Here is a 14,888-nt window from a genome sequence, read left to right on the forward strand (position 1 = left end):
ATTGCTTTAGGGGTATTCTAAAACTGCGGCCCCAGTGTAGTATTACGTTTTTTTAAAAAAGTGTTACTTAGATATAAGCGTTACCCTGCTAAAAAGAAAAAACGAATAGTTGAATCTGCTTATTGGCATGTTTAGTTGTTTTGCCTCGGATTGCGTAAATTAAATAAGCCAACATTTGCACCTATCCAAGACCGCTTGGGTGCTGGCTGATGAACCGAAGGAAAATCATAGTAGCCGCAATAATACTCGTAGTGTTGATTGGCTCAGTTGTCGTTGTCAGTTGTATTTATTTGAAAGGTTCCAAACCGTTCTATGTCGGCGTTACCTACGGTGGAGACAACGTTGCCGACGCAAAACAGTTAATCGACAAAGTAAAAGACTACACCAACCTCTTTGTGTTGCTATCAGGGGAAATGCAGGACAACATAACCGCAATCAACGAGGTCGGCGACTACGCAGTTGATTCTGGTTTAAACTTCATGGTTTATTTTGGAACAGACAAAGCATTGCTATCAAAAAATTGGCTTGAGACCTATGATGGTCGCTGGAACGCAAGCTTTTTGGGATATTATTACGGCGATGAAATGGGCGGAAAAATGCTAGACAACGAACGACAATTCTATGACAACAAAAAACAAACCACTATTATGAAATTTGCTGATGGAAGAATTTCAAGCAGGATTGACGCTAACACGAGGGTTGATTACAAACCTGATGGCTCCATAGTAACGACGCTTAATAACCAGTCAGACCCTAAAGGTTGGTCATATACAACATATTACCCCAACGGAACCGTCGTTTATACAACTTCTATGTTCAGTGGTGAAGAAACCATAGAATACCTTACAAACGCGCCCTACACTTATGAAGAACTATTGAATGCTCGCCCCCTCCAGAATTTTAACGAAACTGCCGAAATATTTGTTCACGAAATCAATTTTGTAATAAACCGTTTTGGTCCAAGAGCCAACTTCACTTATCTAACATCAGATTATGCCCTCTACTGGTTTGACTACCTCGGAGGCTACGATGCAGTGCTTGCTCAGTTAGGCTGGAATCACACGGTGGAACAGGATATTGGGCTTGTACGTGGGGCGGCAAATCTGCAGAACAAAAGCTGGGGCACGATTATTACGTGGAAATACACTCAAGCGCCATACCTAGCGAGCGGTCAAGAAATTTACGACCAAATGCGCCTTTCATACGAGTGTGGCGCTAAATACGTTGTAGTCTTCAACTATGCCGATGACATGACTGGTCCCTACGGCACACTTCAGCCTGAGCATTTCCGAGCTCTTGAACGTTTCTGGCGTGACACGGTTCAAAATCCGTTTGTGTGGCATGGAACCGTTAAGGCTGAGGCGGCGTTGGTTTTGCCTAAGGATTATGGGTGGGGTATGCATAAGCCTGATGACACGATTTGGGGTTTATGGAGCGCAGACAGCACTTCAGGGCAGATTTGGACGCAACTGCAAAGCAAACTGCAACAGTACGGCTCAAAACTAGACATTGTTTACGATGACCCAGCATATCCAGTGGCGGGAAAGTACTCCAACATTATCTACTGGAACCAAACAGGCTAAACCCTGCTCTTCCGTGCCGTATCAATTCTGTTAGCTATTAGGCTGTGGCCGTTCGCTGGCACGTTTATCAAGGTTTCAAATTCAACTTTGCATTGAGGTTCAATTGGTAAAGTCACAGTGAACACTGAGCCTTTGCCTAGTGCGCTTTTAACCGTGATTTTGCCGCCGTGTGCTTCCACGAAACGCTTGCATACAGCTAAACCGAAACCCATGCCCTGCGCTTTAGTCGTAACCAACGGCGTGAAAAGCTTGCTCAACTCCTCTTTAGGTATGCCCACTCCAGTGTCAGTAAACGAAATTCTCACACAATCACCTCTGCGAGCGCTCTTTACCTTCAATGTCCCGCCTTGTGGCATTGCTTCAAACGCGTTCTTGGTGAGGTTGATGAAGACTCTTAATAATCGGTCTTTGTCAGCGCTAATCAAGGGTTCTTCCAAAGTTTCATCTTCGATTCTTACGTTGTTGGGAACCTGCAGGTGAGAAAGTGCCTCTTTTAAGATTGATCGTATTGAAAATTCTGTTATTTCTAAGTGGATTTCATGCGAATAATCGAGAAGGTCATTTATGATTTTGTCTGAGCGTAAAATGGCGTTGTCTATAGCTCCAAGCATCTCCTGTTTTACGCGGTTAGAGATAGTGTCCTGTTTAACTCGAAGATAGTACACAGCGTTTCTGATGGCTGACAATGGATTACGCAAGTCATGCCCAACCATCCCTGCTAACTCACCAATCGCCGCAAGCTTCTCAGCTTTAACTAGTTTAGCCTGCGCCTGCTGTAACTGCTTAGTTCTTTTTGCGACCAGCTGTTCCAGCTTCTCTGAATACATTTTCAGTTTGTTTTCCAAAAGCTTCTTTTCAGTTATGTCAACAGTCAATTCTAAAGCCGCTATAATGTTTCCAGACTCGTCTTTAAGTGGAGTAACAATAAGCTCAGCCCACATTGGACTGCCATCTATACCTATGAAAGCATATTCATGCCTATCGAAACTAACGCCGTTTTCAAAAACCTTTCTAACTCCACAATCAGGACAAATAGTATCTAATTTGTTAAAAGTTGAATAACAAGGCTTGCCTTCGCAGCCTGGATTATACTTCTTTAGGTAACTGTTCACCCACATTATCCGATAGTCTCTGCCGATAATTCCAAGTCCAGCTCCAACATTATCTGTGACGGCTTCCAGCTTGTCACGTTCAAGTTTAAGCGCAGTTTCAAGTTTCTTCTGCTCGGTAATGTCACGCGTAATAATATGGAAAAACTTCTTTCCCGAAAGCTCGATTACCTGCACCGTGTTTATGACATCTCTGATTTCCCCGCTCTTGGTTCGATGCTTTGTTTCAAACTCTTCTCTGCCTTCCCTCAAGATTCTTTTTATACGCTCTCTTGTTTTTTGGGGAGTTTCAATCACTTCATAATCAGAAACACTCAGCTTTGCAAACTCTTTGCGTGAATAACCGAGTTGCCGATGGGCTTCATCGTTGAATTCTACCGCCTTAGTAGTTTGTAGGTCTAGTATTAGAATGCCCAACGGTGCCTGATCAAACAGAGCCCGATAACGTTTCTCCGCCTCTCGAATTTTTAGTTCTGCTTGCTCGCGTTTAGTAACAGCTTCTCTAATGTCTTTGACTTTCTCTTCGACAAGTGCTTCCATTCGCTCAGCGTATTCTTGAAGTTTCCGCTCAGTTTCTTTTCTCTGTGTAACGTCATGAAAAACCACAAGGTCAGCAGGTTGACCATCAAAAGTTATTCTTTTTCCTTTTATCTCCACAACCTTTTTTTCGCCGCTTGGCACGCTAAAATAAACTTCATAAGGGTCAACACGGCTACCGCTCAATCTCTTAGTAAAGTTTTCCAACATCATTTTTTTACTTTGCTCGGTCAAACAGTCAACCGTTAGGAATAATTTTCCAATCAGATCCTTTCGGTTTAGAGAGGTGACTTTCCAAAACTCGTCATTCGCCATAATTATAATACCGTTATGGTCAATTATCATTGCAGGGTCAGATAGCAAGTTTAAAAGTATTCGAACTTTGCCTTCAAGTTTGGGGCTTTTCATGGTCATTTTGCAATCCTCCTCGGCAATTGAATCTGTAGTTTAACCCTCACAAGTTTCGGAAAAACTCCGTTTTGCCACCCAAGTGTTCCAAAAAGCTGATGCTGACGTAATCTTTGGAGAGACCATTTACGCCTACATATTGCTTCGTTAACGTAGACTGCTATGCTTTGGACATTATTTTTATCGTAGCGTTGTTTAGCCAACTCTCGTTGGGCTCCTGCCCTGTTTACTTCTATCTTCGATGCCGATGGTACCTTTATAGGTGTACGAAGCTGCCATAAAGGACTTATGAATCAGTAATCTTCATCGAAAATTAAAGGTTAAAACATGTGAAATATCGAATGGAAATACTTGAAAGTGTTTTTTCCAAAAGGTAAAAAAGAAAAATAACATGCAAACTAATTAGCTAAGAGGTTACCGATGTGAAATGTGAACGTTGTGGTGTCGCATTACAGGAATCTGAGGTTTGCACTTTTCAAGGCAAGGTTCTATGTGAAGACTGCTGTTTTGATTTGATGAATCCACCTAAAGTTTGCGACCCAACCGCCGTGTCCTCAACATTAACCATACGCAAGCAACTAGGTCAATCAGGCACCGAAGGCTTAACAGAACTGCAAAAACAAATCTATGAAACCGTAGTTGCCAAAGGTAAGATTAGCAGGCAAGAACTCATGGAGTCATTAAAGTTAACGCCTCAGGAGTTAGAGAAACAGTTTGCGGTTCTTAGGCATTGTGAACTGCTAAAATCCTTCAAAGAAGGAAACACCATCTACCTAACAAAATACTAACCCGCTTGCCCAACTGCTACGGTTTCTTTTCAAATATAGCAATCCTTTGCTGTGAGTCAGGGTAATGTTTTTAGGTGCTTCCTTAGTTTTGCATAGTCAAATAGTAATAGTAGTAACAGTAATCAAGGATTGATATGCATGCAGCCTATGCCTAAAGAATACAACTTCACAGAAATCGAACGCAAATGGCAAGCTAAATGGGAAGAAATGGGCATCTACCGCTACGACTGGAACGACAAAAAACGCACACCCTACAGCATAGACACGCCTCCGCCCTACCCCTCAGGCGAACTCCACATGGGCAACGTCCTAAATTGGACATACTTTGACATGGTAGCAAGATACAAACGCATGCAAGGCTACAACGTGCTCTTCCCCCAAGGCTGGGACTGCCACGGCTTAGGCATAGAAATCCAGGTGGAAAAACAAAACAACATCCGCAAACGTGACTTGCCGCCTGACCAGTTCCGCAAGTTGTGCATGGAGCTGGTTGAAAAGTACATAGCCATGATGAAAGACGGCATTTTAAAGCTTGGAACCAGCATAGACTGGACCACCGAGTACCGCACCATGGACCCCGATTACTGGCGGCGTACTCAGCTCAGTTTTATTCTTCTGCAAAAAAGCGGCTACATGTACCGAGGCACACACCCCGTGAACTGGTGCCCACATGACGAAACAGCCATAGCCGACGCCGAAGTTGACCACATAAAACGCGAAGGCACCCTGCACTACATACGCTTTCCACTAGAAGGCGGCAGTGAATACTTGCTCATAGCAACTTCACGCCCAGAATTCATCCCAGCATGTGTTGCCGTAGAAGTCAACCCCACAGACGAGCGCTACAGCAAATACATCGGCAGAAAAATCTCAGTGCCTCTGATGAACCGAGAGGTCACCATCATTGCCGACGAAGCCGTTGACCCCCAGTTTGGCACAGGCGCAATGCAGATTTGCACCTACGGCGACAAGGAAGATGTGAAAACCGTCATAAAACACAAACTCCCAGTTATCCGACTCATAACTGAGAACGGTAGAATAAGCGAGGCAGGCTACAAATACGCTGGATTAACCATTAACCAGGCAAGAGCCGCCATAGTTGAAGACCTCAAAGCGGCTGGTCTGCTTGAGAAAAGTGAGAAAATTCAGCAAGAAGTTGGTGTTTGTGACCGATGCAAAACACATGTGGAAATTCTTGAGCAAAAACAGTGGTTTATGGATACACGCAAATTAACTGATGATGTTGTGAAAGCTGCTAGTGAAATGGTTTGGTATCCTGATTACATGAAAAACCGCTTAATCGACTGGGCAAAGGCTCTAGATTGGGACTGGGTGATAAGTCGCCAACGATTGTTTGCCACCCCGATTCCAGTTTGGTACTGCAAAAGCTGCGGAGAAGTCATCGTTGCCCAAGAGAGTTGGGTGCCAATTGACCCTAGAATGGAAAAACCCCGAATTGACAAATGCCCCAAGTGCGGCGGAACCGATTTTATGGGAGAAACAGACGTCTTTGACACATGGATGGACTCCTCAATCACTTGCGCAGTTCACGCAGGCTGGCCTGACCGAGCTGACTGGAAACACCTGTTCCCCGCCAGCATTCACCCCTCAGGCACCGACATCATCCGCACATGGGCATACTACCTCATAGTACGCCACTTAGCACTCTTTAACGAGAAACCCTTCCACAGTGTCCTCATAAACGGCATGGTGCTGGGCTCAGACGGTAGAAAAATGAGCAAATCCCTCAAAAACTACGCCGCCGCACCCGAAGTCCTCAGCAAAAACGGAGCTGACGCCACACGGCAATGGGCCGCAGGCGGAGGAGCAACAGGCTCAGACATCCCCTACCGCGCACAAGACGTCGAGTACGGCAGGCGCTTTTTAGTTAAACTGTGGAACGCTTCAGGATTTGCCAGCAAACTCTTAGCCGACTACAACCCCCAAACAAACGCAACCATCAAACTCCAATTACTTGATGAATGGATAATTAGCAAAACAGAAAACCTCACAAAAAAAGTCACCGAAGAATTCGAAAAATGCCAGTTCAACGTCGCAGTCGAAGACATCCGCAACTTTACTTGGCACGTTTTCTGCGACAACTACTTAGAAGCAGTAAAAGACCGCCTCTACCGCCCTGAAGCACACGGACAAGACAGCAAACTGGCAGCACAATTCACTCTCTACGAAGTGCTATACCGCATACTGCAACTTTTAGCACCCATCACGCCACATGTAACTGAGGAGATTTACCAGCACATGTTTGCTGAAGGCAAAGGCTACAGTAGCCTGCAAATCACGCCTTGGCCAAAATTCAACCCGCAACTGGCAAATGACGAAGCCGAAGTACACGGCGATTTAATCGTGGCAATAATAAGCGAAATAAGACGCGACAAAGCAGAAAAGAAACTGCCCCTCAACACTCCAATCCAAAACCTAACAGTCTACGCTGTTGACCCTCACACAGCAGAGGTCGTTGAATCCGCATCCGCTGACATAACCTCAACCATGAAAATCGACAAAATCAACATCTTACCACAAAAAACAGAGCAAGGCAGACAAGTGGGACAAACTGGCGTTTACATTCAAATCAAATACTGCGGAAGCGAATAATCCTTGACAAAAAAGGTCGGTTTAATTGGCTGCGGTGCCATCGGCACGGTTCTGGCAGAAGCTATAGAACGCAAAATAGTCGTCTGCGATGAACTTGTCGTGTTCGATGTTGACCCATCCAAAGCCCAGAAACTGAAGAAGTCGCTTAATTTTCCAGTAACCATAGTCGCAAACGTAGACGAGTTACTAGCTACCAAACCCAAAGTAGTTGTTGAAGCCGCGTCTCAGCAAGCAGTGAAGGAATACTGTGAAAAAATCCTGTCTCAAAACATAGACTTAATCGTCATGAGCACAGGCGCGCTCCTTAGCCTCAACATCCAAAGCCCCAAGCTTCATTTTCCCTCGGGCGCAATCGGCGGATTAGACGCACTCGCAAGCACCACCAACGCGGGCATAGACAAAATCACCTTGGCTTCTCGCAAAAACCCCAAAGCGCTGGGGAAAACCAACACGCAAGAAAGCATCATCTACGAAGGCTACGCAGAGGAAGCCGCCAAGCTTTTCCCCAGAGAAATGAACGTCGCCGCAACCTTGGCATTAACCGTTAAGCCTGCAAAAGTTTTGGTGCAAGTCATCTCTGATCCAGCGGTAAAGCGTAACACTCACGAAATCCAAGTGAAATGGCGCTATGGTGAAATGTTCTTGCGCTTTGCCAACGACCCACACCCAGACAACCCGCACACCAGCGCGCTAGCAGCATGGTCAGCAATTAGACTACTTCAGACATTACTACAAGACTAAAAACAAAAAAATCAGTAAAGATTAAAAAAGAAAAAAGAAGATTCTGTTTCTGTTTACTCAGTTGTGTTTTCGTCGTTTTCGTCTGCTTGGGAAGTGTCGCTGCTTTGGGCTTCGTCCATTTGCTCCAACGCTATTTCGGTAGGCGCCTGATGAGGCGCTAATGAAGGGTGGGCCGGGGGGGCTAAGTCCTCCACTATTCCCTGTTCAACCGCGGGTTCAAGTGTTTGCTGTATTGCAACTTCTTCTGGCGCAACTTCGAAGTCTTCGCTTACTTTGACAGTTTCAACTGGTTGCTCCGTCTCTGGAACAACCTCTGGAACGGCGGCTTCTTCGATAATTACTGGTTCCTCAGGTGTTGACTCTTCAATTTCTAGTTCTTGAGGTGCAATCTCAGGGGTGGGTTCGTTTATTTCTTCTACTTCTGGTTCAGGGGGGACTATCGGAGCGGTTTCCTCTTCGGTTACTAGCTCAACAGCCTCTGCTTCTTCTGGCTCAGCCTCAATTGGAGCTTCCTCAATGGCTACAGGTGCATCTGTGGCTTCTTCAACTGCAACTGGCTCATCTGCAACTATTTCAACTGGCATAGCTTCTGTTGGCGTTTCTTCAATTGGAGCAGCGGCTTCTACTGTTGCCTCTTCGATTGTGGGCGTTTCTTCCATGGCTTCTGCTGTTTCAATAGGCGCTGACTCTACTGGGGCTTCTTCTACGGCTGGAGCAGTTTCAAGCGGAGCCTCGACTATTAAAGGGGCTTCCTCTACCTGCGTGGCTTCTGCTGGCGTCTCTTCTATGGGCACTGCTTCTTCCATGGGGGCAGCTTCGGTGGTCTCAATTGGAGCGGTTTCCTCTGGAAGGGTTTCAATGGGTGCTTCGGCTGGAGCTGGTTCAACTGATGGTACTTCTGCTGTCGCAGTTTCGATTGGAGGAGCTTCAACTGGAGCGGGTTCAACTGGCGCTGGTTCTACAATTGTTTCTGCAGGAGCCTCTTCAAGCACTACTGTTTCTGCAACAGTTTCTACTGGAGCTTCAACTGGAACTGGTTCTACTGGCGCTGGCGCAACTTCCGCCTCGATCACTGGAGCAGCAACTGGTTCTGGAGCCGTTGGAGCTTCTAAGGGTTGAGGTGACGGATAAAGCTCGTTGACGGCTTGCTTTATCACGCCTAATTCGATTCTTGTCGTTTCCAAGCTGGTTACGAGGAGATTTATTTCTCGTTGGTAAATATCGTCATCGATTTCTCCGACAACATGTTGAATTTCGTAGTTAGCGAGGAGGGATTCGAGGGTTTTTATTTGGTTTTCCAGCTCTGTTGTTTTTATCTGCATTTTGTCTGCTAGTTCTTTGCGTTGTTTTTCAATCTCTTGGATTGCTGCGGTAATATCGCCTGTGAAGGAGTCGCGAGTGGCTTGAGAAATTTTTCCTGTCTCGAAAAGATTGTCAAGAGCTTGCTTCTTCTTCTTGGCTATTTCATATTCTTCGTTTAATCGTTTAAACGTATACTTCCATGAAATCACGTTTAGGCACCGTTAGGTGTGTAGCGCAAAATTAAAGATAACATTTGTTAACATGCACATATATCGGTAAGTATTAAAACCAAACAATAGAGCAAAAAAATAGAATTTTTAGAATCAACTATCATAGGGATTCTCTAACTTTATATATACAAACAATGTAATTTTTCTTGAAAATATCCCTATGATATTTACAGTTTTATGTAAACTCCCGCTAGCAAATCCCTGCATTATGGCATTATATGTGCAAAAAGTCTGGGCTTGTTTGTTTTCATTTTGCTGTTGGCGTGGTGGCTTAGTCGCGTAGAAAGCTACATAAGTTTATACTTTTTAATCTTTGTTACAACTTTCTATTCGAAATCTGAATAATACTTATATATCTAAACAAGAATAAACATTACTGAGCGTGCAAAACATGGTAGCCCTAACAATTACAGTCAACGGCGAAAAGTCAGAAGCAAGAATAATCAAAAAAATGAATGAACGAGTAATCAAAAGCTTCATGGACACAATCATCCTGGCAGAACTCCAAAACGGACCCATCAGCGGATACGACGTAATTACATACATACACCACCGCTTCGGCTTCCTAGTCAGCTCAGGCACCGTCTACTCACTTCTCTACTCGCTCGAACGCAACGGCCTAGTTGAAGGAATCTGGATTGAACGCAAACGAGTCTACAAACTAACCGAAAAAGGCGCAAAAACCATCGAAACAATCATCAACTCACACGACAAAATCAAAAGCTTCCTGTCTACAATCCTCAAAACGCCGACAACCACTAAACCTACACTTTTTTGCCACTAATTGAATCGAAATACTAAAAAACCCCTTCTCATTTTCCTATAGCCGCATCGAATCTTTGCGGGTCCGTAGCTCAGTCAGGCTAGAGCACCGGACTTTTAATCCGGGGGTCGCGGGTTCAATTCCCGTCGGACCCGCCAGGGTTGGGGAAGTGAACCTCGGACGAAAGTGTACCCCTGAACGTGGTGTTTATAGTGGATTTTAAAAAACTAGTCAATCTTTATGGATACGCCTTTGGGTTCGTCCTTGCTGTACGTTGGTAAAGTTACTTCAAGTACACCGTTCTTAAAAGTCGAGCGCGCCTTTCTAACATCAACTTTTTGCGGCAACTTAACTTCCTTATGGTAACTGCGCTCAGGGTTGTCTACAGAAATTGTTAAAGAGTCTTCAGTGCCGTGAAGTTTTATGTCGCTTTTGTCAGCGCCAGGTAGTTCAGCTACGACTTTAACGTCGCCATTTACGACTGTCACGTCAATTAATGGTTCTCTTTCCTTTTTGACGTTTATGGTGGCTTTGCCGAGTTGAGGTTGCCGTTTGATGTTACCGAATTCGTGGATTTCTGGCTTACCGTCTTGCCCAATCCTCACTGAGTACCCATAGACAAAGGGTCCCCACTCTTCGACTTTGGTTCCATCAGGCAGCACGCGAGTTTTGTGCAAGTCCTGTGGAGCGGCTTTAGTAAGCTCGTCTAATTCACGTTGCATGCGTTCATGCATACGCATGACTTTCTCTTCAAAATCGTCGAAAAAGCTTCTGCTTGGGAATGGGTAGCGCCTCCGATTGAACCAGCTTGGCATCCAATCGTCTTCGTCTCTAAACATGTTTTTTCACCTCCAAAAAAGAAAAGGGTGGTGTTTAATCGTAGCTTGGCATTTCATGCGATTTTTGCCCTTTCGGTTCTTTGTCCATGCCTTTAGCTGCGATTAGGTCGTCGATTTTCAGTATCATGTTTGCAGCTTCAGTGGCTGATTTGATTACTTGTTGCTTGACACGGACTGGTTCTACAACGTTAAGTTCAAGCATGTTCTTGATTTTGCCAGAGAAGACGTCGACACCAAAGCTTGGGCTGTGGTTGCTTTCATGTTCCGCTCTCAACGCGACCATGATGTCTATGGGATCTAAACCTGCATTTTCAGCCAGCATCAGAGGAATTGCTTCTACAGCTTCAGCATAAGCCTCTATAGCCAGTTGCTCTCTTCCGCCAACTTTAACAGCGTAGCTTCGAAGTTGCCTTGAGATCTCAGCTTCTGAAGCACCGCCCCCTGGAACGATTTTGCCATCTTCAATAGCGTTGCGGACCACGCAAAGGGCGTCATGAAGTGAACGCTCGGCTTCAGCGGTAACGTGCTCTGAGCCGCCTCGGATAACGATGGTTACCGCTTTGGGATTCTTGCACTCTCGGACATAAAGGAGTTTATCGTCGCCGATTTTTAGTTCTTCAACTGCTTTTGCTGTGCCTAAAGCATCTGCTGTTAGGTCTTTAATGCTTGCGATGATTTTGGCGCCTGTAGCGCGTGCGAGTTTCTCCATGTCGCTGCTGCTTACACTTTTCACTGCAAGTATTCCTGCTTTTGCCAAGAAGTGGAGTGCCATGTCGTCTATGCCTTTTTCGCAGAATAGAACGTTAGCCCCTGCGTTGCGCACTTGTTCTACCATTTCTTTAAGCATGCGTTCCTCTTCATCGAGGAAGAGCTTCATCTGGTCTGGTCTTTCGATGTTGATTTTAGCGTCAAACTCGGTTTTTTCTATCTCAAGTTTAGCATTGAGCAAAGCAATTTTTGCGTCATGTATATGCTTTGGCATTTGGCTGCTAGCAACTTCTTTGTCGATAACCATGCCCTTGACAAGTTCAGTGTCTTCTAGGCTCTTGCCATGTTTCTTTACTACTTTAATTAGGTCGATGTCGGCTTTGATTTTTCCATCCCGCTCTTCAGCGACTTGTTTAACTGCGTCTACTGCCAGCCTTGCGAAGTGTTCTTTTGAGCCAGTTATGCCTTTGCTGCCCATAGAAGTCAGGGCGACATTCAATAAAACTGAGTCGTCTTTCATACTAACAGGCATTGCTATATTGTTTAGGACTTCTTGGGCTTTGTCGCTTGCTTTCTTGTAGCCATCAATGATTACTGTTGGGTGGATATTGTCGTCTAAGAGGCTTTCAGCTTTTGACAATAGTTCCCCTGAGAGAATCACGGAGGATGTAGTGCCGTCTCCAACCTCGTTGTCCTGCGTCTTTGCCACTTCGACTAGCATTTTTGCTGCTGGGTGCTGTACATCGAGTTCTTTGAGGATAGTGGCACCGTCGTTGGTAATGGTAACGTCGCCGATGCTGCTGACCAGCATTTTGTCCATACCGCGTGGTCCAAGGGTTGTTTTCACGGTTTCAGCCACAATCTTGGCTGCCATAATATTGTTTTTTTGCGCTTCTTTTCCAGTTGTTCTTCCTGTACCTTCCTTTAAGACGAGTACAGGTATGTTTCCTTGTTGAGATATAGCTGCCATGTTAAATCACTCTCCTACCAAATTTTTTAGGTTCGCTAGAAGCGAAACTCAACACAGCAATTTTATCGAAATGGCAGAAAAAAAATAAAAATTTTTCGGAGATTAATTGCGGAAGCATGCATCTATTTTTGTACCTTAAAACTAAATAATAAAGATGGAAAGATAAAAGTACGTGTTGGCGGGCAAGTGCTACTGGTTGCAAAAGGTGAATAGATATCCTAAAACTCGACAAGCAACGCAATTTCGGTCAAGCTTTCAACACTGAAGAGGAAAACGGAGCCGCATAATTGTTTGATACGAATTAACGTTATCTCTTTCCTAAATTACCTGGTGTCTGGCGCATTAACCCTTCTTATTCCCTTATTGCTGATTGAACGAAAAATGAACATTGCAGAAATCGGCATGATACTCTCAGTTCTTCCACTGGTCTTTCTCGTTGCTCGTCTCTCTTTTGCCTCAATCGCTGACTACGTAGGCTGGTCACATATTTTTCTATTTGCCAATTGGCCGACCTCTGTAGGCTCAATAATTATCTATTATTTCGCAACTTCATCCCCTATCTTTCTTGCTGGAAAAATTGCGGAGGGACTAAGAGAATCATCGTATTGGGCAGTAATCCGCACAGCCATTTATCAGGTTGCGCCCCAGAAAGCAGCAAAAGAAGCAACAAAAAATAACGCCATCCTTTGGATTGCCACTGCAGTCGGCAGTGCAGTAGTTGGATTGAGCATCGGTTACATTGGTTTTTCACTATCGCTTGCTGTTTTAGCTTTGATTTCCTTATTCATTGGCATCCCAGCATTGATGCTTTGGAAAAGTAATAAAAAAATCGATGTATCAAAAAATGGGAAGGCTTTCGCTGCGCTTATCCCAAAAGGGAGAACAAAACTTTTCTGGATAGGGTCGTTGGCTTTGATGTTTAACAGTTTATCTGCGTATCCGCTGGTGACGCTGTTGCTTCCAGCGTATATGAATCTAAATTTGGGATATGATTACCTGACCATAGGTTTGCTTTTCTTGTTTTATAATGCCGTGGCAGGGGTAGCTGCCTTCTTTAGTCTTAGAAAGCCATTGAGTTCACGACTGGCGTTAGCATTAACGGTGCTTAGTATTGTTGCGTCTGTTTTTCTAACTCTTTACAGCATAGCTTTCACCATAGCACTTTTGGTGTTGGCGTTCGTGCGTGGATACGGTATAGGCTATTTTGAGTACACGATAATCAAGGTGACAAAGAACAGCAGCAACATATCCGTTGACATAGGCTTAATCCACATGCCCCAGAGAATCGCAGAATTCGCATCGCTCATGTTTGCAGGTTACCTTGCACAAACCATAGGTTATGCACCAGTCTTCGTTGCCCTAGGGAGCTGTTTTGGTCTCTACGCGTTAATTGCACTCTACGTCATTAGAAGAAGCGATGTCGCTCATTGACAGAAAGCCATCAACAACAGCCACAAAATTGTAAGGCGGCAAGATGAAGTATTTTTTCGGTGTTCTTTCTTACATTGCTTACCTTAGAAAAACTGATTTTTTGAGCTACTCCTCTTTAGCCCAGTATGCTATTTCGTTTCTGTAACAATCAAGACACAATTGTCTATCTTCAAGGACGTATTCAGGATTTTTTTTACTACACCCAGCGCACTCGTTAATCCTAACAGCGCTAACGCAAATAGCCCTCTTACGTACTTGCACATGTTTACTGTTTTCTGTTTTTTCCCTAGAAATTCTTTGTGCCAATTTTTTCAACCAATTTCAATTGTCCAAAAATAGAATAAATATTTATCCAAAGTTAAATACATATAAATATACGAAACATTTATCCGCTCGCTGTTTAGCTGGCGAATGACTGTTTGTTAATTATTCTTCGACAAAAGTGTTAGCAATAGACCGCTCAGAGAAGGTTTTTCAGCTAAAAGATGTACATACTTGGCTGTTCTTGTTATGCTCATTTGTTTTCCGATTGTTGTTTGCTCGTATTTGCATGCTTACAGTAAACATTGTTTAGCATGTTTGATACGTCGAATTGATATATTAGAGTACACCTGCAAAGGTGACCTACTTCTTCTTGAACCAAACTGCCTTCTGCCGCAGGCCTTGTGTCATAAACTGGGCCATAAAGGGGGTGAATTAGTTGTTTAGGAAAGGGGTCGCCAGCATGTAAAATCCATGTATACCCTTCCAGTGCCTTGCATATGGGGCATACTTGTGAATCTTCTTGTGTTTTCCAAATGATTCTAAGGCTGATAGACATAAACTGGCTCCCTTGTTTTTAGTTATGTATTTTTTGGCAGGACATT

11 protein-coding genes and 1 tRNA gene are annotated in these 14,888 nt (G+C 44.3%); 7 read left to right on the forward strand and 5 right to left on the reverse strand.

The window, feature by feature from the left end:
- The first annotated feature begins 209 nt into the window (after window positions 1-209).
- Window positions 210-1,583 carry a hypothetical protein gene (locus tag NWE95_12590; protein MCW4004739.1) on the forward strand — a complete coding sequence of 458 codons (1,374 nt, stop codon included), beginning with the start codon at window positions 210-212 and terminating at the stop codon, window positions 1,581-1,583.
- Here the strand turns inward: NWE95_12590 and NWE95_12595 are convergent.
- On the reverse strand, window positions 1,580-3,643 hold the full coding sequence (locus NWE95_12595; protein MCW4004740.1) for a PAS domain S-box protein: 2,064 nt from the start codon (window positions 3,641-3,643) through the stop codon (window positions 1,580-1,582). The two genes, NWE95_12590 and NWE95_12595, sit on opposite strands and share 4 nt — an antisense overlap.
- Before the next feature lie 416 nt (window positions 3,644-4,059).
- Here NWE95_12595 and NWE95_12600 point away from each other — a divergent pair, with 416 nt between their 5' ends.
- The 3 genes from NWE95_12600 (at window position 4,060) to nadX (ending at window position 7,779) form a co-directional block, all read left to right on the forward strand.
- Window positions 4,060-4,425, forward strand: coding sequence for a hypothetical protein (locus NWE95_12600; protein ID MCW4004741.1), 366 nt, complete (start codon window positions 4,060-4,062; stop codon window positions 4,423-4,425).
- Between the two features lie 138 nt (window positions 4,426-4,563).
- Window positions 4,564-7,038, forward strand: a complete 2,475-nt coding sequence (locus NWE95_12605) for a valine--tRNA ligase (GenBank protein ID MCW4004742.1) — start codon at window positions 4,564-4,566, stop codon at window positions 7,036-7,038.
- Window positions 7,039-7,041: 3 nt separating this feature from the next.
- Window positions 7,042-7,779: an aspartate dehydrogenase gene (gene nadX / locus NWE95_12610; GenBank protein ID MCW4004743.1), complete on the forward strand. Its 738-nt coding sequence runs from the start codon at window positions 7,042-7,044 to the stop codon at window positions 7,777-7,779.
- A 53-nt stretch (window positions 7,780-7,832) separates the two neighbouring features.
- On the opposite strand, the gene NWE95_12615 is transcribed toward nadX, so the two are convergent.
- Window positions 7,833-9,290: a CdvA-like protein gene (locus NWE95_12615; protein MCW4004744.1), complete on the reverse strand. Its 1,458-nt coding sequence runs from the start codon at window positions 9,288-9,290 to the stop codon at window positions 7,833-7,835.
- Between the two features lie 412 nt (window positions 9,291-9,702).
- Between NWE95_12615 and NWE95_12620 the strand changes: the two genes are divergently transcribed.
- Entirely contained in the window at window positions 9,703-10,095 is a 393-nt protein-coding gene (locus NWE95_12620; protein ID MCW4004745.1) for a PadR family transcriptional regulator, read from the forward strand.
- 59 nt (window positions 10,096-10,154) lie between these two features.
- Window positions 10,155-10,232 (forward strand) — tRNA-Lys (locus tag NWE95_12625).
- 69 nt (window positions 10,233-10,301) lie between these two features.
- On the opposite strand, the gene NWE95_12630 is transcribed toward NWE95_12625, so the two are convergent.
- Both NWE95_12630 and thsB read right to left on the reverse strand, forming a co-directional pair.
- The gene (locus tag NWE95_12630; protein ID MCW4004746.1) at window positions 10,302-10,913 is read right to left on the reverse strand and encodes an Hsp20/alpha crystallin family protein; all 612 of its coding nucleotides are present in this window, start codon (window positions 10,911-10,913) and stop codon (window positions 10,302-10,304) included.
- Between the two features lie 34 nt (window positions 10,914-10,947).
- A complete protein-coding gene (gene thsB, locus NWE95_12635; GenBank protein ID MCW4004747.1) occupies window positions 10,948-12,591 on the reverse strand; it encodes a thermosome subunit beta in 1,644 nt (547 codons plus the stop codon).
- A 291-nt stretch (window positions 12,592-12,882) separates the two neighbouring features.
- Between thsB and NWE95_12640 the strand changes: the two genes are divergently transcribed.
- Complete coding sequence (locus NWE95_12640) at window positions 12,883-14,022, forward strand: MFS transporter (protein MCW4004748.1); 1,140 nt, start codon at window positions 12,883-12,885, stop codon at window positions 14,020-14,022.
- A gap of 514 nt (window positions 14,023-14,536) precedes the next feature.
- On the opposite strand, the gene NWE95_12645 is transcribed toward NWE95_12640, so the two are convergent.
- Window positions 14,537-14,842, reverse strand: coding sequence for a hypothetical protein (locus tag NWE95_12645; protein MCW4004749.1), 306 nt, complete (start codon window positions 14,840-14,842; stop codon window positions 14,537-14,539).
- Window positions 14,843-14,888 lie beyond the last annotated feature (46 nt).

The sequence above is a fragment of the Candidatus Bathyarchaeota archaeon genome (genome assembly GCA_026014725.1).
GTDB lineage: Archaea > Thermoproteota > Bathyarchaeia > Bathyarchaeales > Bathycorpusculaceae > Bathycorpusculum.